Below are 23512 nucleotides of genomic sequence, written 5' to 3' on the forward strand. Positions count from 1 at the left end.
GACAGCCGACTGCCGCCTTTCCACCCGATTACGCCGACTGGCGGCGCGGAAACGGACGTTCGGAAGCGGTCCGTCTGTTTCCGCCCCCTAACGGAAGTCTCGCGTCTTCACCCGAATCTCATCGACGACGTGGCCGTAGGGATCCGCCATCGTCTTGGCGGGCGGCATGCGTGGCACCACGTCGGCTTTCAGGGGCGTCGTGTCCGCAACACTGTCCACCGCCGGTCCCCGACGCCCGACGCTCGCGAATTCCTTCGACAGGTCCGTCAGCGAATGCGCTACCAAATGCACGACCTCCCCTTCCCGTTGAATGCGTCCGCGCACGCCCATCATCCCGGCGCCCAGCACCGTCCGGCGGTTCGCCTCGAACACCTTCGTCCAGACGACGAGGTTCGCGACGCCCGTTTCGTCCTCGATCGTGATGAACATGACGCCCTTCGCCGAGCCCGGACGCTGGCGGACGAGTACGAGTCCGGCAACCTCCACCCAACGGCGGTCACGTGACGACATCGCCTCGGCGCAGGTGATGTGGCGCCGCCGGCCCAGTTCGGCCCGGAGGAACGAGACCGGATGCTGGCGGAGCGTCAGGCCGACATGGCCATAGTCCTCGACGACCTCGCCGCCCTCCGGCATCGCCCGCAGCCGCACGACAGGCTCGACCTGCTCGGCCACGGTCGCCGCTTCCCGTTCGGCGGCCGCGGCGAACAGCGGAAGCGGCTCGTCGCGCAGCGCCTTGATGGCCCACAGTGCGTCCCGGCGGCTCATTCCCAACGCGGGACGGAAGGCGTCCGCCTCGGCGAGTTCCGTCAGCGCGGCATGCGGAACCCGCGCCCGGCGCCACAAGTCGTCGACAGAGGCGAACGGCGTGTACTCCCGTGCTGCGACAAGCCGTGCCGCGTCCGCGTTGCCGAGCCCGCGCACCATGCGCAGCCCTAGCCGGACGGCGAAGCGCCCATCGTCGGCATCGGAAAACTCTTCCGCTCCACTCGGCTCCAGCGTGCAGTCCCAGCGGCTGGCGTTGACGCAGACGGGTCGGACCTCGACGCCGTGCTCCTGTGCGTCCCTTACGATCTGCGCCGGGGCGTAGAAGCCCATCGGCTGGGCGTTCAGGAGCGCCGCGCAGAAGACGTCCGGGTGCCAGCACTTCAGCCAGCTCGAGGCGTAGGCGATCAGGGCGAAGCTCGCCGCATGGCTCTCCGGGAAGCCGTACGATCCGAAGCCCTCGAGCTGGCGGAACGTGCGCTCCGCAAACTCGCGCTCGTAGCCGTTCGACACCATTCCCTCGACCAGTTTGTCGCGGAAGTGGGAGACGCCGCCCGTAAACTTGAATGTCGCCATGGCGCGCCGGAGCTGGTCCGCCTCGCCTGGCGTGAACCCGGCGCACTCGATCGCGACGCGCATCGCCTGTTCTTGAAAGAGTGGCACGCCGAGTGTCTTACCCAGGACTCGCTCGAGCTCTGGCTTCGGGAAGACGACCTTCTCCTTGCCCTCGCGGCGCCGGAGGTAAGGATGCACCATGTCGCCCTGGATCGGCCCGGGGCGGACGATCGCGACCTCGATGACGAGATCATAGAACGTCCTCGGCTTCATCCGCGGCAGCATGGCCATCTGGGCGCGGGACTCGATCTGGAACGTGCCGAGCGTGTCCGCCCGTCGGATCATCGCATAGGTGCGCGGATCCTCCGCCGGGATGCTGGCGATGTCTAGGGCGATGCCCTTGTGGTCGCGCAGGAGATCGAGCCCCCGACGCATAGCGCTCAACATGCCCAGCGCCAGCACGTCGACCTTCATGAACTTCAGCGCGTCGATGTCGTCCTTGTCCCACTCGATCACCTGACGGTCGACCATTGCGGCCGGCTCGATGGGGACGAGCTCGTCGAGGCGGTCGCGCGTGAGGACGAAGCCGCCCGGGTGCTGCGACAGATGGCGCGGGAAGCCGACGAGTTGGCCCGCGAGCTCGAGTGCCAGCCGGAGGCGCCGGTCCTCGAGGTTCAGGTTGATAGAGGCGGCGTGCTTCTCGTCGATGTCCTCGGACCAACCCCAGACCTGGGACGACAGCGTCTTCGTGAGGTCCTCCGGCAGGCCGAGCGCCTTGCCGACGTCGCGCAGCGCGCCCTTCGCTCGGTAGCGGATAACAGTTGAGCACAAGGCGGCTCTGTCGCGCCCGTAGGTCTCGTAGACCCACTGGATGACCTCCTCGCGCCGCTCGTGCTCGAAGTCGACGTCGATGTCGGGCGGCTCGCGTCGCTCCTCGGAAACGAAGCGCTCGAACAGGAGGTCGTTGCGCGAGGGATCGATCGATGTCACGCCGAGGACGTAGCAGACGGCGGAGTTCGCGGCCGAGCCGCGGCCCTGGCAGAGGATGCCCTTCGACCGGGCGAAGCGGATGATGGAGTTCACCGTCAAGAAGTACGGCGCGTAGTCGAGGCGCTCGATCAGCCGGAGCTCGTGCTCGAGGTTGCGCCGGACGCTGCCCGGCAGGCCCTCGGGATAGCGCTCGGCCGCCCCCTCCCACGTCAGCTTCGTTAGCGCCTCCTGCGGCGTCAGGTCGGGGAACTGGCGCTCTTCCGGGTACTGATAGGCAAGCTCCGACAGTGAGAAGCGGCATCGGTCGGCGATCTCGATCGTCCGCGAGAGCGCCTCCGGGTACCGTGCGAACAGGCGGTGCATCTCCTCCGGCGGCTTGAGGTATCGGTCGGCGTGCCGCTCGCGGCGGAAGCCCGCGTTGTCGATGGTGACGTTGTGGCGGATGCAGGTGACGACGTCCTGCAAGATCCGGCGGTCGGGCTCGTGGAACAGGACGTCGTTCGTCACCACGGTCGGTACGCGCATTGCCTGCGCCATGGTCGAGAGCTCGTGCAGCCGGAGCTGGTCGTTGGGCCGGCGACGGAGCGTCAGCGCGACGTAGGCCCGGTTGCCGAACGCCTCCCGCAGGCGACGGAGCTGCCGGCCGAGGTCCTCGTCCGCCTCGTCGGGTACGAGGATTGCCACCATGCCCTCGCCGTGCGCGACGAGGTCGTCCCAATGGAGCACACACCTGCCCTTCCCGCCCCGCGACTTGCCGAACGACAGGAGGCGGCAGAGGCGAGCGTAGGCCGGACGGTCCGTTGGGTAGACGAGGACAGGCAGCGCGTCGACGAAGTCGAGGCTGCAGCCCACGATGGCGCGGACTTCCGTGGTCTTGGCGGCTTCATGCGCCCGCACAATTCCAGCGACCGAGTTCCGGTCGACGACGGCGAGCGCCTCCATGCCCATCAGGCTGGCCGTTGCAAACAGCTCTTCGCAGGACGACGCGCCGCGTAGGAACGAGAAGTGCGAGGTGACCTGAAGCTCGACGTAGCGGTGCGAGGGGTTCACCCGAAGATGCCGTGCAGGAACCAGCGATGAGAGCCGGTCTCGGGATGCTCGCCGTCACCGGCTCGGAAGATCCAGTACCGCTCGCCCGCGTCGTCCTCGACGCGGAAGTAGTCTCGCACTTCGGCGGCCTCGGCTTCGCGCTTCCACCACTCGCCGAAGACGCGTTCCGGGCCGTCGGCGCGGCGGACGCGGCGCCGCTGCCCCCGCCAGGCGAACCAGACGGGTGGGTTGTCGGGAAGGAGCGCCATGGTCTCGACGGGTTCGGGACGCGGCAGAAGACGGGACGGCCGCGGCCAGTGGTCGTCCCAGGACGCGCCGTCGTCGAGGCTCATCGGCTCGACGCGGGTGACGGACCGCTCCGGCACGTCGCTGGCAACCGGAGCGAAGCGGTACAAGCGACGCTCGCCGATCCGGTTCGCCAAGAGGTCTACGAGCCCGGACACGTCTGGCTCCGGCTCCTCGACCAGCGAAGATATCACCTGAGCGGCTTCAAGCGGCTCGGCATGCGTCGCAGCCAGCGTCATGACCTCGATGCCGAAGCCGGGATCGACCTTCTCGATCCGGTCGCACAGGAGGCGCGTCAGGCGCCGCGTGTCGCGCTCCGCCTTCGCCGTTCCGATGCGGATGGCCTCCCAGCGGTTGTCGACGCGCCCGAACAGAAGGTCGAGGCGGCGCGCACCGAGGCCGCGCAGCTCGAGTTCGGCAACGAGTTGGACGACGAGCTTGCCGACGTACCGTTTGATCGTCTCTGGCGCGCCGATGGGCTCGCCGAACACCCGGCGTACCTCGACGAGATCGGGAGAGCGGACGGGCTCGATCGGCTCGGGGACGGTACCGAACGCCTGGTCAAGGCGCCGGACGAGCTGCGGACCGAAGCGCTGAACCAGCGGCGCCCGGGGCTGGGCGACGAGATCTCCGACCGTCGCGAAGCCGAGGACATGGAGGTCGTGGCGCATGCGCTCGGGCAGCCGCAGCGCCGCCAGCGGCAGGCGCGCAAGGGCATGGTCCGTCCGGCTGGGCTCCATGAGGACCATCGTAGCGCCCGCATGCCGGGCGGCCGCATGGGCGGCACCCCATGTGTCCGCGATGGCGACACGCGCCTCCAGACCGGACGAGGCGAAGCGGTCGACGATCGTGCGCAGCATCGTCTCCTCGCCGCCGTGCAGGTGATCGGCGCCCGTCGTGTCGACGACGAGCCCGTCCGGCGGGTCGGCGGCAACGACCGGCGAGAACCGCAGTGCCCATACCGCCAAGCGGTCCAGTGCATCCGCGTCTCCGACCGGGTCGGCGTCCAGGATGGCGAGGCCGGGAACCAGCGCCTGCGCCTTCGTCGCGGGCATACCGACGCGCAGGCCGGCGCTCTCCGCCAGTTCGTCCGCAGCCACCACGATACGTCGGCTCCCGTCCCGCCCGACGAGCACGAGCGGCACGTCAACCGGAGGCGCGGCGCCCGGCGACTTGCGGCGCAGCCGATCGGTCGGCCAGCGCGGCAGGAAGAGCGATACGACCCTTGCCATCACAGGCCTCCACTTCGAAATCGGCACATTCCCCCGCACGGGACCGAAGGAGTTCGAGCAACCAGCGCGGCCGGCCGACGCCGGGGACGGGCAGCGGCCGCGACGGTAGGACCGAGACACGCCAGCGCGTCATGGACGCGGTCGGCTGCCCGAAGTCGGCCGCCTCGGCCTGCCGTCGCCAACGGCGCACCGCGAGGGCGAGCGTGCCCGAGCCCTCGGCGGCAAGCTGAAGACGGCGCGACGCTATCATGGAGAGCTTCGCCACCTCCGCTACGACGGCTCCCAGGCCCCCATGCCGGAGACCGTCTTCGAAGCAGGCGAGGAGCGTCTTCTCGTCACCCGCCTCGACGAAGATGACCCGACCCGGCGCCAATCCCGCCTGCGCGATCGCAGGTGCGAAGAGGTCTTGCCGGGTCACGCACCATAGGATCTTGCCTTTCGTCCGAGCGGCGACCCCGGCTGTGAACAGCGCCGCCGCGGCCCCATCGACGGAACCGTTTCCGCCGCCCGCGACCTCGTGCAGCGCACCCAGCGCGAGCCCGCCACCCGGCAGGCGACCGTCGATCTCCGGCACGTCGAACGGTAGCGCCCGACGCACCCGCACATCCCTGCCCTCGAGGCGGTGGACGCGCTCGCGGAGGTCGGCCAGAACTGAGCTGTCGGGCATGCGGGGCATGAAGAGGTACGGACCAGATTCCTACAGGCGACTCAGGCGAAGAATATGTTCCCGTTCTGTTCCGAGGCTAGTGACGAGTCAACGCAAGGCGTTGTCTGTCCACCGATGTGGTCCAGCCTGTGGACAATCGCTCCCGGGACGCGCCGACTGACACCCGGTCTCCGGCTTTTGAAGATGCCCACCTGGTGAGCGGATCACGGGTCGGAGAGGATGCTGGCGATGACGAGCGGGCGCCCAAGGTTAAGCGGGTGACAACCGAAAGGCATACCGCTCGCATGATCCGCTGGTCCCTCCCCGCCCTCCTTATCGGCACCCTCTTGCCCATGGCGGCCGTCGCGCAGACGAGCCCCACGTATCCCGGCTACGGTCCGCGCCTGGAAGGCTTCGAGTATCCGCATCCTGTCGCCCTGCGCGCGGTCCGGTCCCAGGGGCAGAACCTCGAGATGGCCTACATGGACGTCGCCCCCGCCGGCGAGGCGAACGGCCGGACGGTCGTGCTCCTCCACGGCAAGAACTTCTGCGGCGCGACGTGGGAGCGGACGATCTCGGTGCTGACGGAGGCTGGCTACCGCGTCCTCGCGCCCGATCAGATCGGCTTCTGCAAGTCGTCGAAGCCCGAAGGCTACCAGTTCAGCTTCCCCGATCTCGCCACCCAGACGCACGCGCTCGTCGAGGAACTCGGCATCGAGAAGCCCATTGTCGTCGGGCACTCCATGGGCGGCATGCTCGCCGCCCGCTACGCGCTGATGTTCCCGGACGACGTCGGACAGCTCGTCCTGGTCAACCCGATCGGCCTCGAGGACTGGCAGGAAAAGGGCGTGCCCTACCAGACGCTGGACGACGCCTACGCGGGCGAGCTGAAGACGAGCTTCGACAGCATCAAGGCCTACCAGCAACGAGTCTACTACAATGGCGACTGGAAGCCGGACTACGACCGCTGGGTCGAGATGTTGGCGGGCATGTATGCCGGGGACGGTCGCGAGATCGTCGCCCGCAACCAGGCGCAGACCTCGGACATGGTCTTCACCCAGCCCGTGGTGCACGAGTTCCGGCGCATCGCCGTGCCGACCGTCCTGATGATCGGCGGGCTCGACCGCACCGCCCCCGGCGGCAACCGGGCAGCCAAGGAGATCGCCGAGACGCTCGGCCAGTACCCGGCGCTCGGCCGGCAGGCAGCGGAAGCGATCCCCGACGCCACGCTGGTCGAGTTCCCCGAGTTCGGTCACTCGCCGCAGGTCGAGGCGCCAGACATCTTCCATCCGAAACTTCTGCAAGCGCTGAACGCCGCGAAGTAGCCGAACCACTGCGGGTGCCGTGCCGAGCGCCTGAAGAACACGATATGCCAGGTGTGGGCGTCGATTTGGCCCATGCCGGAACGGGGGCCTCCCCTATCTGAGGGTGGCCGCCCTTCCGGGTCACGCTTCCCTTGAGTCTTGCATGAGCCCAGCTTTCGCCCAAACAACACCCGCGTCTGTCGATCCGAACACCGCCGCCGACGCCATCGCCGCGAACGCACCCGAGACCGTCGAGCAGGCTGTGCGGGTCGATCCCGCCTTCGTGCTGTCGAAGATCGAGACTTGGGTCGTCGGCTTCCAGCAGCTCCTGCCGAACATCGTCGTGGCGCTGGTGGTCTTCGCCATCGCCTTCGGCATCGGCTGGGCCATCGAGCGCTCGTTCCGGGCCTGGGCGGACAAGCACGAGCGGGCCAACCTCGGCGCCGTCCTCGGCTCGTTCCTGAAGTGGCTGGTGCTCCTGTTCGGCACGCTGCTCGCGCTGACCATCGTCATCCCGTCCCTCAACCCCGGCGACCTCCTGGCCGGCCTCGGCATTGGGTCGGTGGCGATCGGCTTCGCCTTCAAGGACATCCTCCAGAACTGGCTGGCGGGCCTCCTGATCCTGATCCAGCGCCCTTTCGAGGTCGGCGATCAGATCATCGTCGATGGGTTCGAGGGCACGGTGGAGTGGATCGAGACGCGGGCGACGATCATCATCCTGTTCGACGGGCGCCGCGTCATCATCCCGAACGCCAGCGTCTATTCGAGCTCGGTGACGGTCAACACTGCGCGGGCCCTCCGACGGTCGCAATACGACATCGGCATCGGCTACGGCGACGACATTGCCGAGGCCCGGAGCGCGATCCTGGAAGCGATCGACAAGGTCGAGGCCGTCGTCTCAGATCCGGCGCCGGAGGTGATCGTGTTCGACCTTGCCGCCTCCAGTGTGAACCTCCGCGTCCGCTGGTGGACGCCGTCCAAGGGATTCAACCTCGTGAAGGTGCAGGGCGAGGTGCTGGAGGGCGTCAAGCAGGCGCTCGACGCGAAGGGCATCGACATCCCCTACGCGACACAGGTCATGCTGTTCCACGACCAGACGGAGGACGCTGACGGGCATCGCGGCGCGCAGCGAGAGGGCTGGCCGAAGGCACCTTCCGGCGCTGCGTCGGGGAGCAACGGCACTGCCCGGCCATTGGGTAACGACCGCGTTGGTGGCCGCGGGACCTAACGGCCCAAAGCGCCCCCTCCGGTTCGTCGGGCGACGCTACTGCAGCGGCCAGAACACGAGCAGCGTCGGCACCGCGACGAGCACGACGAGGATCGAGAGCGGCAGCCCGAGACGGGCATAGTCGCCGAACCGATAGCCGCCTGGCCCCATGACCAGCGTGTTGCACTGGTGGCCGATCGGCGTGAGGAAGTCGCATCCCGCGCCGATCGCAACGGCCATCAGGAACGCGTCCGGACGCAGGCCGAGCTGTCCGGCAAAGGTCGCGGCGATCGGCGCCATGACCAGAACCGTGGCGGCGTTGTTGAGGAACGGTGTCACGGCCATCGCCGCCACCATGATGAGGGCGAGCGCGCCCCAGGACGGCAGCGAGGCGGCGATATCCGAGAGCAGGCCCGCGACGAGATCGGTGCCGCCCGTCGTACGTAAGGATTCGCTGACCGGGATGAGGGCCGCCAGCATCAGGAGGATCGGCGCGTCGAGGCTGCCGTAGACCTCGCGGACGGGAAGCGCCCCCGAGACGACCATCAGCACGGCCGCGGCAAAGAAGGCGACGGCGACGGGGACGAGCCCCGTGGCTGTTGCGGCCATCGCCGCGCCGAGGATCAGGAGCGGCACGAGCCCGCGCCGTACGCTGCCGAGCCGCAGCTTGCGCTCGGCCAGCGGCAGGCAGTCCCATTCGCGCAGGAGATCGGGCAGACGCTCGACGTCGCCCTGAAGCACGATCACGTCACCGGCCAGGATCGAAATCTCGCCCAGACGTTCGGTGAAGCGCTTGTCGCGTCGGCTGACGGCCAGAAGCGTCAGCCCGGCGCGGTGGAACAGCGACAGGTTCTTGGCGGTGTGGCCGATCAGTTCGGAGCGCTCGCCCACCACGGCTTCGGCGACGCCGAGTTCGGCTGGCCCGTCCGGGCGATCGGCGTTGCGGTCGTCGAGCACTAGCGCTCCCTGATCGACGAGGCGATCGAGCGCTTCCGGATCGCCCTCTAGGAGAAGCACGTCGCCAGTCTGGAGCACCGTGTCGGGCAGCGGCACGCGGCGCTTGTCGGATGCCGTCACGATGGCCGTGACGGTGGCGTCGCCGCTGGCGAGCTTGAGGAAATCGCCGATGGTCTGCCCCATGGCGGATGAGCCCTCCCCGACGCGGGCTTCCGTCGTGTAGTTTTTGATGTCGATCGCCGCCCCCATCGCGCCACCGGCCGCCTGCCGCTTCGGGAGGAGCCAGTAGAACAGGGCGAGGAAGACGATGCCGACGGCGGCGAGGACAGCGCCCACCGGTGTGAAGTCGAACATCGTGAACGGTGCGCCCGTAATCTCACCGCGCACGCGCGAGACGATGATGTTCGGCGATGTCCCGATCTGCGTCATCAGGCCGCCGAGCAGCGAGCCAAAGGCCATCGGCATCAGAAACATCGAGGGCGTCACACCGGATCGCTTGGCCATCTGGAAGGCGATCGGCAGCATGATCGCCAACGCGCCGATGTTCTTCACGAAGGCGGAGAGCACCGTGACGATCAGGACCAGGACCACGAGTTGGGATCGGGGCGCGGAGATGTCGGGTGCGAAGCGGCGCAAGGCGGCCTCCGTCACGCCGGATCGCGAGATTGCAGCGCTGACGACGAGCGCGCTCCCCACGATGATGACGATCTCGTCGGAAAAGCCCTTGAAGGCGTCGTCCGGTTTGACGATGCCGGCGGCAAGCGCAGCCAGAAGAGCTCCCGCTGCGACTAGATCGTAGCGGTACCGTCCCCAGACGAACGCCACCATCATCCCGCCGATGATCGTGAATGCCAGAACCTGATCGAGCGTCATGCATGTCCCCCGCCGGCCCTAACGCGGGACCCGCGCATCCGACGCGGAGACGATCTGGAAAACTTCGGTAGTTGGGAGGGACTGGTCCCGATCCAGGACGAACGCATCGGGCTTTCAAAGCAAACGGTCTGCCAACCTTTCCGTCTGGCGTGCCGAACATCGGCATTCGGGCTTCAGCCGGCGAACGCTTCGCTGGCACTACCCGGTCGACGTCCCGTCGGCGTATCTTCGACGCCTTGACGGATCCCGCTTCATGTAACATTTGATAGTGCATGAAACGCGACAGCCGACTTTCGGGCATCCTGCACGTCCTTCTCCACATGGCCGAGACCGATGGTCCGGTCACCTCCGAGCATCTGTCTAAAGCGATGCAGACCAACCCAGTCGTCATCCGCCGGACCATGGCGGGTCTGCGCGAGCAGGGATTGGTGCGCTCGGCCAAGGGGCACAACGGCGGCTGGACGCTATCTCGCGACCTCGCCACCGTGTCACTGCGCGAAATCTACGAGGCTCTCGGCTCGCCCGGGATCTTCGCCATGGGCAACCGCACGGAAGCGCCGGGGTGCCTCGTCGAGGAGGCGGTGAACGCCGCGCTCGACGACACCTTCGCGCGCGCCGAGACGCTACTCCTCGAACGGTTCGGCGAGGTGACGTTGGCCATGCTCCACGCCGACTTTCACGTCCGCATGGAGCGGCACGCGAGCCATTGCGACTTCAAGGACGAACCCGATGCGGCATGACGCGATCGTCGTCGGCGGAAGCTTCGCAGGTCTGTCGGCAGCCACCTATATCGCCCGGGGACGGCGCTCCGTCGTGGTGGTGGACGCCGGAATTCCCCACAACCGCTTCGCCGCCCACTCCCACGGCTTCCTCGCGCAGGACGGCTCGGATCCCGGCCAGATCCTCGCGACGGCCCGCGAACAACTTGCCGCCTATGGCGAAGCCTCGCTCGTCGGCGCGACGGCGATCGACGCGCGCCCGGTCGAGGATGGCTTCGCCGTGACTTTAGACAACGGCCTGGCCCTGGAAACGTCGAAGCTGGTGCTGGCCTTCGGCGTTGCTGACATCCTTCCGGACGTTCCCGGCGTCGCCGAGCGCTGGGGCCGCACCGTCCTCCACTGCCCCTACTGTCACGGCTACGAGATCTCGAGGCAAAGGCTCGGCGTCCTCTACGGGTCGCCCCGATCCGCCCAACAGGCGATGCTGATCGCCGAATGGGGACCGACGACGCTCTTCCTCGACGGCCAAGCCAGTCCCGATGCGGACACGATGGAAGAACTCGTCCGCCGGAACGTATTCCTCGAACCGGCCCGCGTCATCGCGCTCGTCGGCGAGGACCACGGATTAGTGGACATAGCCTTTGAAGGTGGACGGCAGGAACGGATGGGTGCGCTCTTCATCGGAGCACCGAACCGTTTGAACAGCGATCTCGCCGAGCGGCTCGGCTGCGCGATCGACGACGGGCCGCTCGGGCCGGTGATACGCACGGACGCAGATCGGATGACGAGCGTCCCCGGGGTCTACGCGGCGGGCGACATCGCCCGTGCGCCCCACAGCGTGACGTGGGCTGCGAGCGACGGCGTGACCGCCGGCATCGCCGTCCATCGCAGCCTCGCTTTCGGTTGAGGACCGGAATGGCGATCGGGGGAGAGTTTATGCGCCGCCTCCTGCAAGATGCGGGCCTTCGACCCAGCATGAGGGTGCTCGACGCCGGCTGCGGTTCGGGGGACGTAACTTTGATCGCGGCCGAACTGGTCGGCTCCGCCGGCCATGTCGTCGGCATCGACCGCAGCGTGGGGGTGGTCCATGCGGCTCGCGAGCGCGCATCGGCTGCCGGCGTCGGCAACGTTACCTTCGAGACCCGCGACATCGACGACCCGCCCGAGGGTCCCTTCGACGCCGTGGTCGGCCGGCGCGTCCTGATGTACCATCCCGATCCAGTCCGTGCCGTCCGCGGTCTGGCCGCCGCCCTTCGTGAAGGAGGCATCGCCGCCTTCCACGAGCATGCCGCAGTCGAACCCTTGTCAGGCGACGGGCTCATGCTCCACAGAACGGCTCAAGGCTGGCTCCACGAAACCATCCGCCGTGAAGACGGTAACGGGCGCATCGGCATGGAACTCCACGCGGTGCTGACGCAGGCCGGGCTCAACGTCGTGGAGGTCCGGGCCGAGGCCGTCGTCCAGACGCCGACGCAGCACTACGCACTGGCCTCCATCGTGGGCGCGGTTTTGCCGCGGATCGTGGAGCGCGGCGTCGCGACGGCGGACGAGATCGACATCGGGACGCTCGAGGCGCGCCTCGACGCGGAACGCATCGCCTCCGGCTCGACCTACGTCGCCGACATGATGTTCGGGGCCTGGGGACAGAAGCGATGACTGGCGAACGTCCGGCAGACCGCCGCACGACAAGCTTTTCGGATCCAAGGGCGGTGGAGCGCTACCTCGAAGGTCCGGTGCGCATGGTGCCGGGCCTCGTCGACATGCATCGCATGGCGGCGTTGCTCCTCGCCGAACGCGTCCCCGACGACGGACGCGTCCTGGTCCTTGGGGCCGGGGGCGGCATGGAGCTACGAGCCTTTGCGGAGCGCCATCCCGGGTGGCGTTTCGACGGCGTTGATCCGTCGGCCGAGATGCTGGCACTGGCCGGACGGACGCTAGGCCCCCTCGTCTCGCGGACCCGGTTGCATCAAGGGATGATCGCCGTGGCTCCGGAAGGGCCGTTCGACGGGGCCACGTGCCTGCTGACCCTTCACTTCCTTCCGCGGGACGAACGTCTCCGAACCCTGAAGGAGATCCGCCGGCGCCTCAAACCCGGCGCACCCTTCGTCGCCGTCCACCACAGCTTTCCGCAGGAGCCCGATACCAAGGCCCGCTGGCTCGGACGCTTCGCAGAATTCGCTTCTGGATCCGGCATCCCGTCTGACGTTGCCGCCGGCGCCGCCGCGGGGATCGGCGCTCGCCTCCCGGCTCTATCGCCCGAGGAGGATGAGACCATGCTCGGGCAAGCGGGCTTCACCGACGTCGGGCTGTTCTACGCGGCCCTGACCTTTCGGGGTTGGGTCGCCTACGGCTGAAGGGGCCATGGACGTACCGTTCGGGAATTTGTCGGGGCAGCGGGCTCCGCCCTCAAGGCCATGGGGTAGGATCGCGCAACAGAAGGCAGTGACGCCGTACGGACCGTGCTACATGGACCGCGGTGAACCACCGTGTGATCAACCGTCTCAGACCGGAGCCTAGCTACTGACGGCAAAAGAATTCGTTCTCCACTCTTGCACGGGCTGCTGCCGGAGTGCCCATGCGATAAGGCTCGTCCTTCCCTGACAGCCGTCACTTCAAGCATTCGGCAACTGCTTGGCTCAGTCGCTTCAGGGCGTCGCGCTGGGCGGCCGTGGGACTGTCGAGGACTTCAGGTCCGATCGCGCAAACGGCACCGAGCCATAGGCCCTCTCCGGGATCGAGAAGAGGCGCGCCTGCGTAGAACCGGAGATTGGGCTCGCCGGCGACGAGAGGGTTCTGCGCGAAGCGGGAATCGCGTTTGAGATCCTCGACGATCATCGGTTCCGACCCCGTGATCGTATGTGAGCAGAAGGCGATGTCGCGGGGAACGACCTGCGCATCGATGCCCTCTCGGCCGATCAGCCAGACGTCTTCAGCGCCCACCAAGGAGACGAAGCCGACCGGGGCATTCATGATACCGGCGGCATCCCGAGCCATGGCATTCAGAATCGCCACCCGATCGTCGTCGAGAAGACGCGTTCTCACGCGGCTTACCGCTGCAAGGCGCTGCTCCTCCCTAGGACCGATCGGCGCCGTGGGATTGCTCGGCATGTCGCCGGTGGCAATTACCCGGTCCCGCCCCGTCCGCTTCGCTTCGTAGAGCGTGGCATCCGCTCGTCGAACGAGTTCGTCCGGGGTCACCGCGTCGACAGAGCCCGGACCATAGGTCGTGCAGCCAAGGCTTACCGTGACGACACCAGCACCCCCCGCGTCCCGGTTTCCCTCGTGGGCGATCGCGAGCTGGCGCACGGCATCTCTGATCAGTTCCGCGACTGCGCGAGCCGTGACGTCATCCGCATGGGGGAGAACGACCGCGAACTCCTCACCGCCGTACCGAGCAACGAGATCGTTCGATCGCACGCATCCGGCGACGGCCTCAGCAACCCGGCGCAGGCATTCGTCGCCAGCCTGATGGCCGTAACGATCGTTGTACCGCTTGAAGTAATCGACATCGAGAAGAAGCAGGGACAGGCTGCCCCCAGCATCGCTCGCCGCCTCGCATGCATGGGCCAGGACATCGTCGAACCGGCGACGGTTCGCCAGTCCGGTCAGTCCGTCCTTGCTGGCTAGGTCCCTCAGCTCCGCGTGGGCCTTTTCGAGCTCGACCTCCGCAGCTTTCCGCTTCGAGATGTCGCGCAGGACGACGAGGAAGCCGTCTTCGCCCGGCATATACCCGTACCTCCCCTCGACCCAGACATCGCGGCCAGTTCGGTGACGCAGGCGATAAGTGGCCTCTGCCGGCTCACCCGTCTCGCGTGCCGCCGTCACGATGCCCTCGACCAACGGCCAGTCGTCGGGATGGATAAGGTCACGGCTCCTGTGTCCGACAAGCTCCACGGCCTCGTATCCCAGTACGCTGCGGCAGGCAGGCGACACGTAACGCCGCGTCAGCGTATGGTCGAGACGCACGATCATGTCCGTCGCGTTGTCGGCCAGCAGCCGGTACTGCGTCTCGTTTCGGAGGGCCGCCGCCTCAGCCTTCAACGCCACAGCCTCGGCCTTCGTGCGACGGATGAGCTCGCGCCTCATGCGAAGGCCAAGGGTAACGGCAAGGATGGAAAGGAGGACAAGGACGCCCGCGATCTGCGCGGCACGGGTCCGCCAGCCGGCGTAGATTGCCTCTTCGTCCAAAGCCACGTTGAGGATCAGGGGCAGACTGCCGACATGCGAGAACGTGTAGACGCGTCGAACGCCATCGACTGCTGCAACGCCCGAGAAGGACCCGTCGTGATCCCGGATGAAGTGTCGAACGTTGTCGGTCCCCGAGAGGTCGCGGCCGATCTGGTCCTCGCGAAACGGCATGCGCATGAGGAGGACGCCCGAGGTTGAGAACAGGTTGATCGCGTCCCGCGGCTGAAGATGCGCTCGCTGGAGGAGGTCCCGGAAGTAGTCGAGCCGCACCGTCCCGACCGCCACGCCAGCAAATGAGCCGTCCGGGCGCTCAATCCGTCTGCTGAGAGCAATTACCAGATCGTCGCCCGTCAGCCTTCGTTGGAACGGCCGGCTGACAGAGAGCCCAGGCGAGGCGCTGTCGCGCTGCGCTTGGAAATAGTCCCGATCGGAAAAGTTCTCCGTCCTGTGGGGGAAGGCGCCTGCATCCCGCACCACGTTGCCTGCCGCGTCGAGGATGAGGAGGCTAGTGAAATAGGGCTTCACCAAGGCTTCGTCGAAGAGGTAGCGTTGCTGTGCGTCGGGACCGAGCGCAACGAGCTTCGAGCCGTCTAGCTTCGCCGTCACATCGGAAAGGATGCGGTCGTAAGCCGAGAGGCTGTTCTCGATGTCTTGGGACAGCACGGCCAGGAGGTTGCGCGAACCGGCCATGGCGATCGCGTAACTGTCGCGGCGCAGTTCGAGAAGGGCCCAGCCCGATGCGCACCAGAAGCCGGCCAGAATGGCGGCGAGAAGGACCCAGAAGCGGCCGCCCGACTGTTTGGACATCGATTCCAGCCCTCGGCCCGATCATGAATGCCCTGCGACGCCTGTTGGCGAACGCCAGGAAGGCTTGCGTAGCATCGCGGTGGTAGCGATCGCGTTACCGTCGCAGGCCGCCTCGACGGTGCAGTTGCCCCATCGAGTAGTTGCTGGCGTCCGCCAGGCACGGCCGCCTCCGCATCGCCGCAAACGAGGACCGCCCGCTGATGACCTTCGCGGGCGTCTGGACTGAATGGACCAGCACCCGGAAGAAAGCCGAGGATGAGATCACGGGCGACGCCTACGGGTTCCTTACCACCGACGCCAACGGCGTGGTTGGGCGGATCCATCCGAAGGCCATGCCCGTCATCCTGACGGGGCCCGAAAAGTTCGACGTGTGGATGCGGGCGGACAGGTCGGAGGCGTCGAAGCTTCAGCGGCCTCTGCCCGACGACGTCCTCCAGATCGTCGCCAGCGGCCAAAAGCGCGCCGGCGAGGCGTCATGAGCGGCGACAACTCTTGGCGGACCTTCCTGGCCCGACGCGCGCATGGCGTCCGCAAGGTGCATGTTCCTCCGGTCATCTCCGAAGGGCGGCGGCTTGAAGCTTGGGAGCGCGCCGCAGAGAATATCAAGCGGCTAATGCGAAAGGACAGCGAAGCACGATGGACGGCGAAGACGTCTATCGGGCCCGGCTCGCCGCCTGTTTGGCCGCAGCGGAGATAGCGACCCTACCGCAGGTCAGGAAGCGCCATCTTGCGGCCGCCCGCCAATGGCAGACCTTGTTGGACAACGCCTTGGAACTTAAGGGTGCTATCCCTCCGCCGGGCCCCACGGCCTGAGTTCGCGCCGCAGCTCGTCCTGCTGTCGATCGAGGGCGCGCCGGAGACGGCTTCTCGCGTCCGTCGCAGTCGCGATATCATGACGTGTCAGCACATTGAACTCTGTTCGCCCGGCCGGTGTCTCGATCGCTTCTCGGAAGGTCTCGATGTTCTCGAACCAACGGTCGCACTCGCGGAGCATCTCCGTTAGCCGCTCGAAGGTGAGAGCCGACAGCGCCGCCTCGTCCGAATAGACGACGGCGATCGGTAAGTGGCTTCGATGTGGCATGTGGAGTGGTCGCAGACGTTGGTATGATCTGGAGGTGTAAGGAACAAGGTGCGGCGCTGCCAGCGAGTTCCCAGATGGCACTAATCGTGAGGTGGATGGAAACCTACAAGATCGCCATCGATCCGGTAGCGCAGGCCCGACGCCGCGTATTCAATTATCGCTGTGCCTTGGAAGTAGCTCGGGACGACGCGCTCGGTCAGCCGCGATCCGAATCCTTTGGACGTCGGCGTCACGACGGTAGGACCGCCGTCCTCCTCCCATTGGAAGTGGAAGCGCCCGTCCACGTGCTGCCACGCGACCAAGACGTGTCCGCGCTCGTTCGACAGGGCACCGTACTTCGCCGCGTTCGTGGCCAGCTCGTGGATCGCCAGGGCCAGTCCCATGCCTTGCTGCGCCGTCAGTTCGATCGGTGGCCCCTCGATCGCGAAGCGGCCTCCGCCGTCCTTGTGCGGTCCGAGAGCAGCCTCGACGACGTCCCGGATGTCCGACGTCTCCCAATTCGCCTCCGTCAGGGCGTCCTGCGCGCGACCCAGCGCCTGGATACGGTCCCCGACGACCTTCGCGGCGTGATCGAGAGAAGGAGCGTTCCGCAGGCTCTGTGTGACGATTGCTTGGATCATCGCCAGCGTGTTCTTCATGCGGTGGACAAGTTCGCGCTGGAGCATGCGCTGTTGCCGCTCCCAGTCCCGTCGCTCGTCCGCCATCCGCGTCATCTCGGCCATCCGGTCAAAGGCGCCGATGTGCTGGCCGATTAGGTCGGCGAATAGCTTGAAGGTTCCTATCGTGTCGGGGTTCTTCAGCTTTCGGGGTTTCGCATCTATCGCGCAGAGCGTGCCGAAGAATCGTCCGTCGGCGAGGATGATCGGGAACGAGACGTAGCTCTGCAGGCCATACATCGCCGGCGTCGCATGCCCACGGTAGAGCTCGTCCTCCGCGACGTTATCGATGACCACCGGCTCGCGATGATCCTGGATCTCGTGACAGATCGTCGTCTGAACCTTCAGCTCTCCGCCCGGCGCCAAGCCGAAGCCGATGTCGTCACGCGTTGAGCATGCGACCCATCGGTCTTTGGTGACCCGGGCGACCGCGGCGAAGCCCATCCCTGTGGTCCGGCAGACGACGTCGAGAATCGAGTGGACAGCCGGGATGCTCTGAATCAGATCGATGTCGGACTGGAAGTCGTGTTGCACGTCGCACTCGTCGAGGATTCTGCCAGCGTAACCTACATACCAACGATCCTTTCGGTCGAACGCTAAATCGTTGTGTGACGCAAGCTCCGACGCACGCAGCCCGCCGAGATCCGATCCGCATACGCCTCATGCAGCGACCGCTGGCCAAGGATCAGCACCTTGATCGCTACCATCGGATCGCCGCCGGCCACCTGCAGCGCTTCGCCGGCCGCCTCGTTGAGATCGTCCTTCAACGGCAGGTCCGTGATCCGTTCGGCCAGCTTCGACATCGTCCGCTCCTTTGGCGATTCGCTCTGTGGATGATGACTCCGAAGACGGTCGCGAGGAAGCTTTTGTTCCCATTTTGTTCGGGATTAGGAATCAGATCGGAGCCCCTCACATGCTCGACCGCCGCCTCACATGCTCGACCGCCGCCTCGCCAAGCCCGCTGCCATCGACGCGGACCAGATCGCAATCGACGCGCTCGGCTACATCGCCATTGAGCCAGACCTGATGCGGCGGTTCCTGGACCTGACCGGCATCGAGGCCGATGGAATCCGCTGGGCCGCCAGCCACCCTGGCTTCCTCGTCGGCGTGCTCGACTTCTTGCTGGCGAACGAGAACGACGTCGTTGCCTTCAGCCATGCGACCGGCACGCCGCTCGAGGCCGTCCAAGTTGCAAGGCAGATGCTGGACCGCGGCCCGGTATAGAGCGCTAGCGTTCCAGCGCAGCGTCGGCCCGGGGATCGAGTATGATGGACGCGGGGGTCTGGGTGCGCGCCATCGGCACCGACTGGAAGTCAGGCCGCTCGTCGGCAGGCCGCGCGCTCCGGCGAGTGATGCGGACCATCGTATAGAGGAGAAGGGTCAGATGCGCGCTGCCGGTGGCGATGAAGACGCCATTGGGTCCGAAGGTCTGCATCAGCCAGGCCGCCAGCATCGGGCCCCCCATGGTGCCGAAACCGTAGAGGATCAGCAGGCCCCCCGAAATCTTCACGAAGTCAGCCGGGTTGGCGAAGTCGTTGGCATGAGCTACGGCCAAGGAATAGGTCGGGTAGATCACGCCGCCGATCACGAAGGCGATGGCGAAAAGGCCAAGGGCGTCGGTAGACCAGAAGGTCAAGGCCGTGAACGCTACGCTCGCACCGATTGCGCCGGACAGCGCCAGCACGTAGCGGCGATCGATCCAGTCCGAAAGTCGCCCGAGTGGCACCTGGAACACGGCCCCGCCTGCCATCGTCGCCACAAGCAAGGTCGAAATCTCAGCCGTGGACAGACCGATTTCCTGGCCGACGACCGGAGCCATGTTGACCCAAGCGCCCGACAAGATGCCGGACAGGAAGACACCCGCCACCGCGGCAGGCGAGTTCCGGTAGATGCTGCTGAGGTCAAGACGCACCTGCGTCAACGGTTTCGGGCTTGGCGCACGGGACAGGGCATTGGGAATCACCGCGGCGGCGTAGAGGATAGCGCAGAGCATGAAGGCAGCGGGAAGCGCGGGGTCAGCCAGCGGCATCGCAAACTGACCTCCCATCATCGCGGCCATCGAGACGATCATGTAGATGGAGAACACTCGGCCCCTGGTCTCGTTGGTCACGCGCTCGTTCAGCCAACTCTCGATCACCATGTAGGAGCCGGCCAGTGCGAAGCCGGCAAGGCCGCGCACGGTGATCCACACAATCGGATCAATCGCCAGCCCATGCAGCAGCACCGATATGGCAAGCAGCGCCGCCAGCGCCGAGAAGGTTCGCACGTGTCCGGCGGAACGCACGATCGACGGCATCACTACGCAGCCCAGCGTGAAGCCCACCGCGTAGCTTGTGCCCATCAGGCCGATCTCATAGGGGCTCCAACCTTCCAGGGAGGCGCGCACCGGTAGGAGAATGCCTTGGAGACCCGCGCCGGCCATCATGAAGAAGGTGGAGATAAGTAGGGAAACGATCGGCAGGAGGCTGGTGCGCATGGACCGCTTCAGGACAGTGACTGCGAGTGGCGGGGTCGCCCGCGATACCCTCTCTTATAGCGTCGGGTTGACGGTTTTGTGCCCAATGGAGGAGGCAGACGTGTTTGGACGGAACATTGTCGGCATTCAGGCTGCGTTCCTACAGTTTAGGGCACTCTAGAACGCTAGGCCGTCCGTTGGCGCCAGTGGTCTAGGCAATCCGCAGCTTCGATGTGAGTTTACGACGGGCTCGGCACGGTAAATGAAGACGAGGATGGGGCTGGGTAGTGCAGCACTACCAGCTTCGGGTGACGCAGCCTCAGCGGCTTTGCCTGACGATGCGGTTCGTTACGTAAGGAGGACCTGCCCTCTCAAAACTTTCTGTCGAGTTGAGTGCGCACCGCGGCCACCTCAGGCCCTCCCCCGCCACGCTCCAGAAAGTCCTCGACCAGCCGTCGGGTCTCCGTTCCGCCCGAAGAACGGTTGGCACGGTGTATCACCATCACGACCTCACCTGACGCGTTGCGTTCTACGAGCCAGTCGTCACCATTGGAGGATTGATACACCACTTCCGTCTGGGCCATGATCGTCGAACCCTCCGATTTATATCAGTGAATCGTAGGCGCTTCGCCTTCGACGAATGAGCGAATGCCGTCGAACTGTTTCGTCAGCATGAACTGCCGATGAGCCTCTTCGGCCGTTGGGAAAAGCTCTTCCCACGTTGTTGAACCACCTTCATGATCAACCACCTCGAGAGCCCACCCGTCGGTGCTGCCGACGATACGGTAGATGTGCACTTGAACCGTAATGTCATCCTCGGTGACGACGCCACCGAGCGGTGAGAATTCGAGTTCGGGAACATCTTGAGTCATCGTCTGGGATCCCTTCTCGGGTTGCCAAGCGACCGCCCCAAGCAGCGAGCCGGTGGGCTCCATACCGCCTTCGGTTTGTACCGGTCGCGGCTCAGGCCACGTAAGCATTTCGCTTCGAGCATCGCTGAAGTCGATTGAGCATGTCCGCTGCCGCGTCCGCTTCGTCCAGACTCATACGAACCATCACGTGGTTGCGGTGATGCGCAGGGTACATGGTCGAAAGGTCGATGACTGACCACGTCCCGGTCTCATTCAACAGGAGGTCATAACGATCGTTCGACATGTCACGCCTCTTGAATCGTCGCTATGGGAACATGGACCTTGGTTGCCGAAAGTCGACGGACAAAAGGCCTCTCAGCCGACATCGGTTTCGGCGATCCGCACGCTAGGTACGCATCCGCTTTAGAGCGAACATGACGTGAACGGGCTGCTACCATTTTGCTACCCAACTCGGTAGCACAGAGCAGAACAGAACAATACGGTAACGGACGTTGGCTGCAATAACGCCAGACAAACCAGCATATTGGCGGATGAGGTGGTACGGGCTCGGACGCCCGCAACCGAATTTCAAGACCGCTGCCTTAAACCACTCGGCCACCCATCCAAGCCTCTGCGACTTGCATCGCGACGTCCGTTCAGGACTTAGATTTTGTCACGTCGGCACGCGGATTCACGAACCGCTGCGGCTTTTGGCTTTACCGCTTCGTCGTTGGCAAGGTCAACCGGACAGCATGACCGCGTTGGATATGTTAGGCATCCTCGATGCGGAACGGCGCGCGAGGCTACGAGGTGGTGATGTCCGAAGGTTCGATCATACCCTCGGGACCGCGCCCACCCGATCGAAGGCCCATTCGAGCCGATCGGTTGAGCCTCGCACCATCGGAGTTGATCATTGACCGACAGACCTGACCGCCGCCGCACCGCCATCTGGCTTGCCATAGGGCTCATCGCCGTCGTCGGTATCCTCGGCAACATCGGTATTGCGATCTGGATTCTGAACCGCGCCGTTTGACGAACTGCGCTGTGCCGGCCCCGCCGCTCCTAGCGCCGTAGTCAGCCGACCGTTAAGATCGAGATGCCCGTGGTGCGGCGGCCTTCCAAGTCCCGATGCGCGCGACCGGCGTCCTCGACCGGATAGCGTTGGTCGATCCGCACTTTCACCGCGCCGCTTCGCACCACCTCGAAGAGCGCGCCCGCGCTCGCCTCGAGTTCCTCACGCGTCGCGGTGTAGCCGAAAAGGCTGGGCCGGGTCGCGTAAAGCGAACCCTTCTGGTTGAGGAGCGCGAGGTCGAAGTTCTGAATGGTACCGGATGACTGCCCGAAACTGACGAACAACCCACGGCGCTTGAGGCAGTCGAGGCTGGCGGGGAACGTATCCCGCCCCACCGAATCGTAGACGACGTCGCATTTCGCACCGCCCGTGATGTCGGCCACGCGTTCGACGAAATTATCCGTGCGGTAGTTCACGACATGGTCGTAGCCGTGGTCGAGCGCAAGGCGCACCTTGTCGTCCGAACCCGCGGTGCCGATCACGGTGGCGCCGAGGTGCTTGGCCCATTGCCCGGCGATCAGACCGACGCCTCCGGCGGCTGCATGAATGAGGATCGTGTGCCCGGGCCCGACCGGGAAGGTGCGACGCAGGAGATATTCCGCCGTCATTCCCTTGAGCATGATGCCGGCGGCGACGTCGTCGGCGATGGCTTCCGGAATGCGGACGGCGATGGCGGCCGGAACGTTGATCTCCTCGGCGTAGGTGCCGCTGGCGGCACTGTAGGCAACCCGATCGCCGGCGGAGAAGCCGCGAACGTCGGAACCGACGGCGACCACGACCCCCGCGCCCTCCTTGCCCGGCACGAAGGGAAAGGTCGGCGCCTTGTAGGTGCCGTTCCGGAGGTAGACGTCGATGAAGTTCAGGCCTGCCGCGGTCTGGCGTACGCGCAACTCGTCAGCGCGCGGCGCGCCCGGGTCGAACGGCCGCCACGTCATCACCTCGGGTCCGCCAATCGCGTCTACGACCATGGCATGGGTCATTCGTAGGACACCTCTTCGACGGGCCGACCCCGGATACGGTCGAGGATTTGCAGGATAGCGCCGATCGAGAAGAGGTACAGCGCCGACAGCAGGATGCCGGCCCTCACCCAGACCGGGGAATCGAAGGCATAGAGCATCGCCAGGCCGCCGAGTGCGCACCAGACGCCGAGGATCGTCAGGTTCAACACGCGCAGTCGAACCACCCGTACCGGATGGAGGAACTTGATCGGCAGGAAGGTTGTGGCCGAGCAGAGAAGCACGAAGACGAAGGCCGTCCATTCGTTGGGCGTTGCCGCGAACAGCGTAAAAACCACCATGTTCCAGGTCACGGGGAAGCCGCGGAAGAAGTTGTCCTTCGTCTTCATCCGTGTGTCGGCATAGTAGACGGCGCTGGTGATGACGATGAGGGCCGCGGCGGCGAACGACAGCGGGCGCCCGATCATCCCCGACTGGTAGAGCGCGAAGGCCGGGATCAGGACATAGGTCGAATAGTCGATGATCGCATCCAGCATATCGCCCGACCAGTTCGGCAGTCGGCGCTTGATGTCGACGCGTCGTGCGAGGGGGCCGTCGATCCCATCGACGAACAGCGCAAGACCGAGCCAGGCGAACATGTCGACCCAATGGCGATCCGCGGCGGCGATCAGCGCCATGAACGCCCAGAACGCGCCGCTTGCCGTCAGCAGGTGGACGGTGAACGGACGCCACTGCTTGAAATCTGTTCCCAACACGCGCTTCGCTTTTTCGATCGACATGTTCGTCAAGTAACCCACGCATCGGGCCATTGCCATCCGGGACGCCGAGCGTATCTCCCGAATGTGTTGAAAGACGCTGCCGAGCCC

At 65.9% G+C, this 23512-nt stretch carries 21 protein-coding genes; 8 read left to right on the forward strand and 13 right to left on the reverse strand.

The genetic code is table 11. The features are described 5' to 3' along the window. Nucleotides 1-87: 87 nt before the first annotated feature. The 3 genes from AUL34_RS16605 to AUL34_RS16615 are packed head-to-tail and all read right to left on the reverse strand — an operon-like array spanning nucleotide 88 to nucleotide 5550. Entirely contained in the window at nucleotides 88-3357 is a 3270-nt protein-coding gene (locus AUL34_RS16605; RefSeq protein ID WP_061936057.1) for an error-prone DNA polymerase, read from the reverse strand. Then, nucleotides 3354-4874 carry a DNA polymerase Y family protein gene (locus tag AUL34_RS16610; RefSeq protein ID WP_061936060.1) on the reverse strand — a complete coding sequence of 507 codons (1521 nt, stop codon included), beginning with the start codon at nucleotides 4872-4874 and terminating at the stop codon, nucleotides 3354-3356. The genes AUL34_RS16605 and AUL34_RS16610 overlap by 4 nt, the downstream gene beginning before the upstream one ends. Then, on the reverse strand, nucleotides 4789-5550 hold the full coding sequence (locus AUL34_RS16615; protein WP_061936064.1) for an ImuA family protein: 762 nt from the start codon (nucleotides 5548-5550) through the stop codon (nucleotides 4789-4791). Before AUL34_RS16615 ends, AUL34_RS16610 begins: the two co-directional genes overlap by 86 nt. Before the next feature lie 275 nt (nucleotides 5551-5825). Between AUL34_RS16615 and AUL34_RS16620 the strand changes: the two genes are divergently transcribed. Both AUL34_RS16620 and AUL34_RS16625 read left to right on the forward strand, forming a co-directional pair. Continuing rightward, a complete protein-coding gene (locus tag AUL34_RS16620) occupies nucleotides 5826-6845 on the forward strand; it encodes an alpha/beta fold hydrolase (protein WP_061936067.1) in 1020 nt (339 codons plus the stop codon). 142 nt (nucleotides 6846-6987) lie between these two features. Beyond that, a complete protein-coding gene (locus AUL34_RS16625) occupies nucleotides 6988-8052 on the forward strand; it encodes a mechanosensitive ion channel family protein (protein WP_082653440.1) in 1065 nt (354 codons plus the stop codon). Between the two features lie 36 nt (nucleotides 8053-8088). On the opposite strand, the gene AUL34_RS16630 is transcribed toward AUL34_RS16625, so the two are convergent. After that, complete coding sequence (locus tag AUL34_RS16630; protein WP_061936070.1) at nucleotides 8089-9861, reverse strand: SLC13 family permease; 1773 nt, start codon at nucleotides 9859-9861, stop codon at nucleotides 8089-8091. Nucleotides 9862-10133: 272 nt separating this feature from the next. Here AUL34_RS16630 and AUL34_RS16635 point away from each other — a divergent pair, with 272 nt between their 5' ends. From AUL34_RS16635 to AUL34_RS16650, 4 genes are read left to right on the forward strand one after another with little or no spacing between them, the layout of a single operon-like run. Beyond that, nucleotides 10134-10601 carry an Rrf2 family transcriptional regulator gene (locus AUL34_RS16635; protein WP_061936073.1) on the forward strand — a complete coding sequence of 156 codons (468 nt, stop codon included), beginning with the start codon at nucleotides 10134-10136 and terminating at the stop codon, nucleotides 10599-10601. Beyond that, nucleotides 10591-11487: an NAD(P)/FAD-dependent oxidoreductase gene (locus AUL34_RS16640; protein WP_061936076.1), complete on the forward strand. Its 897-nt coding sequence runs from the start codon at nucleotides 10591-10593 to the stop codon at nucleotides 11485-11487. The genes AUL34_RS16635 and AUL34_RS16640 overlap by 11 nt, the downstream gene beginning before the upstream one ends. A 29-nt stretch (nucleotides 11488-11516) precedes the next feature. Continuing rightward, on the forward strand, nucleotides 11517-12236 hold the full coding sequence (locus AUL34_RS16645; protein WP_274532660.1) for a class I SAM-dependent methyltransferase: 720 nt from the start codon (nucleotides 11517-11519) through the stop codon (nucleotides 12234-12236). Further along, nucleotides 12233-12934, forward strand: a complete 702-nt coding sequence (locus AUL34_RS16650; RefSeq protein WP_061936082.1) for a class I SAM-dependent methyltransferase — start codon at nucleotides 12233-12235, stop codon at nucleotides 12932-12934. Before AUL34_RS16645 ends, AUL34_RS16650 begins: the two co-directional genes overlap by 4 nt. A gap of 253 nt (nucleotides 12935-13187) precedes the next feature. On the opposite strand, the gene AUL34_RS16655 is transcribed toward AUL34_RS16650, so the two are convergent. Next, nucleotides 13188-15575: a diguanylate cyclase domain-containing protein gene (locus AUL34_RS16655; RefSeq protein WP_061936087.1), complete on the reverse strand. Its 2388-nt coding sequence runs from the start codon at nucleotides 15573-15575 to the stop codon at nucleotides 13188-13190. 140 nt (nucleotides 15576-15715) lie between these two features. Here AUL34_RS16655 and AUL34_RS16660 point away from each other — a divergent pair, with 140 nt between their 5' ends. After that, nucleotides 15716-16054: an SOS response-associated peptidase family protein gene (locus AUL34_RS16660; protein ID WP_370539054.1), complete on the forward strand. Its 339-nt coding sequence runs from the start codon at nucleotides 15716-15718 to the stop codon at nucleotides 16052-16054. 305 nt (nucleotides 16055-16359) lie between these two features. Here the strand turns inward: AUL34_RS16660 and AUL34_RS16665 are convergent, their stop codons facing one another. From AUL34_RS16665 to AUL34_RS16675, 3 genes are all read right to left on the reverse strand, one after another. Continuing rightward, nucleotides 16360-16656 carry a hypothetical protein gene (locus AUL34_RS16665; RefSeq protein ID WP_061936090.1) on the reverse strand — a complete coding sequence of 99 codons (297 nt, stop codon included), beginning with the start codon at nucleotides 16654-16656 and terminating at the stop codon, nucleotides 16360-16362. An 80-nt stretch (nucleotides 16657-16736) separates the two neighbouring features. Continuing rightward, nucleotides 16737-17846 carry an HWE histidine kinase domain-containing protein gene (locus AUL34_RS16670; RefSeq protein WP_061936093.1) on the reverse strand — a complete coding sequence of 370 codons (1110 nt, stop codon included), beginning with the start codon at nucleotides 17844-17846 and terminating at the stop codon, nucleotides 16737-16739. Nucleotides 17847-17908: 62 nt separating this feature from the next. Then, the gene (locus AUL34_RS16675) at nucleotides 17909-18115 is read right to left on the reverse strand and encodes a hypothetical protein (RefSeq protein WP_061936095.1); all 207 of its coding nucleotides are present in this window, start codon (nucleotides 18113-18115) and stop codon (nucleotides 17909-17911) included. A gap of 130 nt (nucleotides 18116-18245) precedes the next feature. On the opposite strand from AUL34_RS16675, the gene AUL34_RS16680 reads away from it, so the two are divergent. Further along, nucleotides 18246-18536, forward strand: coding sequence for a DUF3572 domain-containing protein (locus AUL34_RS16680; protein WP_061936098.1), 291 nt, complete (start codon nucleotides 18246-18248; stop codon nucleotides 18534-18536). Between the two features lie 4 nt (nucleotides 18537-18540). Here the strand turns inward: AUL34_RS16680 and AUL34_RS16685 are convergent, their stop codons facing one another. The 5 genes from AUL34_RS16685 to pcsA form a co-directional block, all read right to left on the reverse strand. Then, nucleotides 18541-19788: an MFS transporter gene (locus AUL34_RS16685; protein ID WP_061936101.1), complete on the reverse strand. Its 1248-nt coding sequence runs from the start codon at nucleotides 19786-19788 to the stop codon at nucleotides 18541-18543. Between the two features lie 350 nt (nucleotides 19789-20138). Beyond that, on the reverse strand, nucleotides 20139-20351 hold the full coding sequence (locus tag AUL34_RS22375) for a hypothetical protein (RefSeq protein WP_156420967.1): 213 nt from the start codon (nucleotides 20349-20351) through the stop codon (nucleotides 20139-20141). A gap of 24 nt (nucleotides 20352-20375) precedes the next feature. Continuing rightward, nucleotides 20376-20702, reverse strand: coding sequence for a hypothetical protein (locus AUL34_RS16690; protein WP_370539055.1), 327 nt, complete (start codon nucleotides 20700-20702; stop codon nucleotides 20376-20378). Between the two features lie 990 nt (nucleotides 20703-21692). Then, nucleotides 21693-22670, reverse strand: coding sequence for a quinone oxidoreductase (locus AUL34_RS16695; protein WP_061936104.1), 978 nt, complete (start codon nucleotides 22668-22670; stop codon nucleotides 21693-21695). Then, a complete protein-coding gene (pcsA, locus tag AUL34_RS16700) occupies nucleotides 22667-23425 on the reverse strand; it encodes a phosphatidylcholine synthase (RefSeq protein WP_061936405.1) in 759 nt (252 codons plus the stop codon). The genes AUL34_RS16695 and pcsA overlap by 4 nt, the downstream gene beginning before the upstream one ends. Nucleotides 23426-23512 lie beyond the last annotated feature (87 nt).

The organism is Aureimonas sp. AU22 (genome assembly GCF_001463745.1).
GTDB lineage: Bacteria > Pseudomonadota > Alphaproteobacteria > Rhizobiales > Rhizobiaceae > Aureimonas.

Coding starts and splice junctions, on each gene's coding strand:
- AUL34_RS16610 (WP_061936060.1), bottom strand. CDS start 4,874: ATGGCAAGGGTCGTATCGCTCTTCCTGCCGCGCTGGCCGACCGATCGG.
- pcsA (WP_061936405.1), bottom strand. CDS start 23,425: ATGTCGATCGAAAAAGCGAAGCGCGTGTTGGGAACAGATTTCAAGCAG.
- AUL34_RS22375 (WP_156420967.1), bottom strand. CDS start 20,351: ATGGCCCAGACGGAAGTGGTGTATCAATCCTCCAATGGTGACGACTGG.
- AUL34_RS16650 (WP_061936082.1), top strand. CDS start 12,233: ATGACTGGCGAACGTCCGGCAGACCGCCGCACGACAAGCTTTTCGGAT.
- AUL34_RS16680 (WP_061936098.1), top strand. CDS start 18,246: ATGCTCGACCGCCGCCTCGCCAAGCCCGCTGCCATCGACGCGGACCAG.
- AUL34_RS16665 (WP_061936090.1), bottom strand. CDS start 16,656: ATGCCACATCGAAGCCACTTACCGATCGCCGTCGTCTATTCGGACGAG.
- AUL34_RS16685 (WP_061936101.1), bottom strand. CDS start 19,788: ATGCGCACCAGCCTCCTGCCGATCGTTTCCCTACTTATCTCCACCTTC.
- AUL34_RS16615 (WP_061936064.1), bottom strand. CDS start 5,550: ATGCCCCGCATGCCCGACAGCTCAGTTCTGGCCGACCTCCGCGAGCGC.
- AUL34_RS16695 (WP_061936104.1), bottom strand. CDS start 22,670: ATGACCCATGCCATGGTCGTAGACGCGATTGGCGGACCCGAGGTGATG.
- AUL34_RS16690 (WP_370539055.1), bottom strand. CDS start 20,702: ATGGAGCCCACCGGCTCGCTGCTTGGGGCGGTCGCTTGGCAACCCGAG.
- AUL34_RS16635 (WP_061936073.1), top strand. CDS start 10,134: ATGAAACGCGACAGCCGACTTTCGGGCATCCTGCACGTCCTTCTCCAC.
- AUL34_RS16645 (WP_274532660.1), top strand. CDS start 11,517: ATGCGCCGCCTCCTGCAAGATGCGGGCCTTCGACCCAGCATGAGGGTG.
- AUL34_RS16620 (WP_061936067.1), top strand. CDS start 5,826: ATGATCCGCTGGTCCCTCCCCGCCCTCCTTATCGGCACCCTCTTGCCC.
- AUL34_RS16630 (WP_061936070.1), bottom strand. CDS start 9,861: ATGACGCTCGATCAGGTTCTGGCATTCACGATCATCGGCGGGATGATG.
- AUL34_RS16655 (WP_061936087.1), bottom strand. CDS start 15,575: ATGTCCAAACAGTCGGGCGGCCGCTTCTGGGTCCTTCTCGCCGCCATT.
- AUL34_RS16625 (WP_082653440.1), top strand. CDS start 6,988: ATGAGCCCAGCTTTCGCCCAAACAACACCCGCGTCTGTCGATCCGAAC.
- AUL34_RS16675 (WP_061936095.1), bottom strand. CDS start 18,115: ATGTCGAAGCTGGCCGAACGGATCACGGACCTGCCGTTGAAGGACGAT.
- AUL34_RS16640 (WP_061936076.1), top strand. CDS start 10,591: ATGCGGCATGACGCGATCGTCGTCGGCGGAAGCTTCGCAGGTCTGTCG.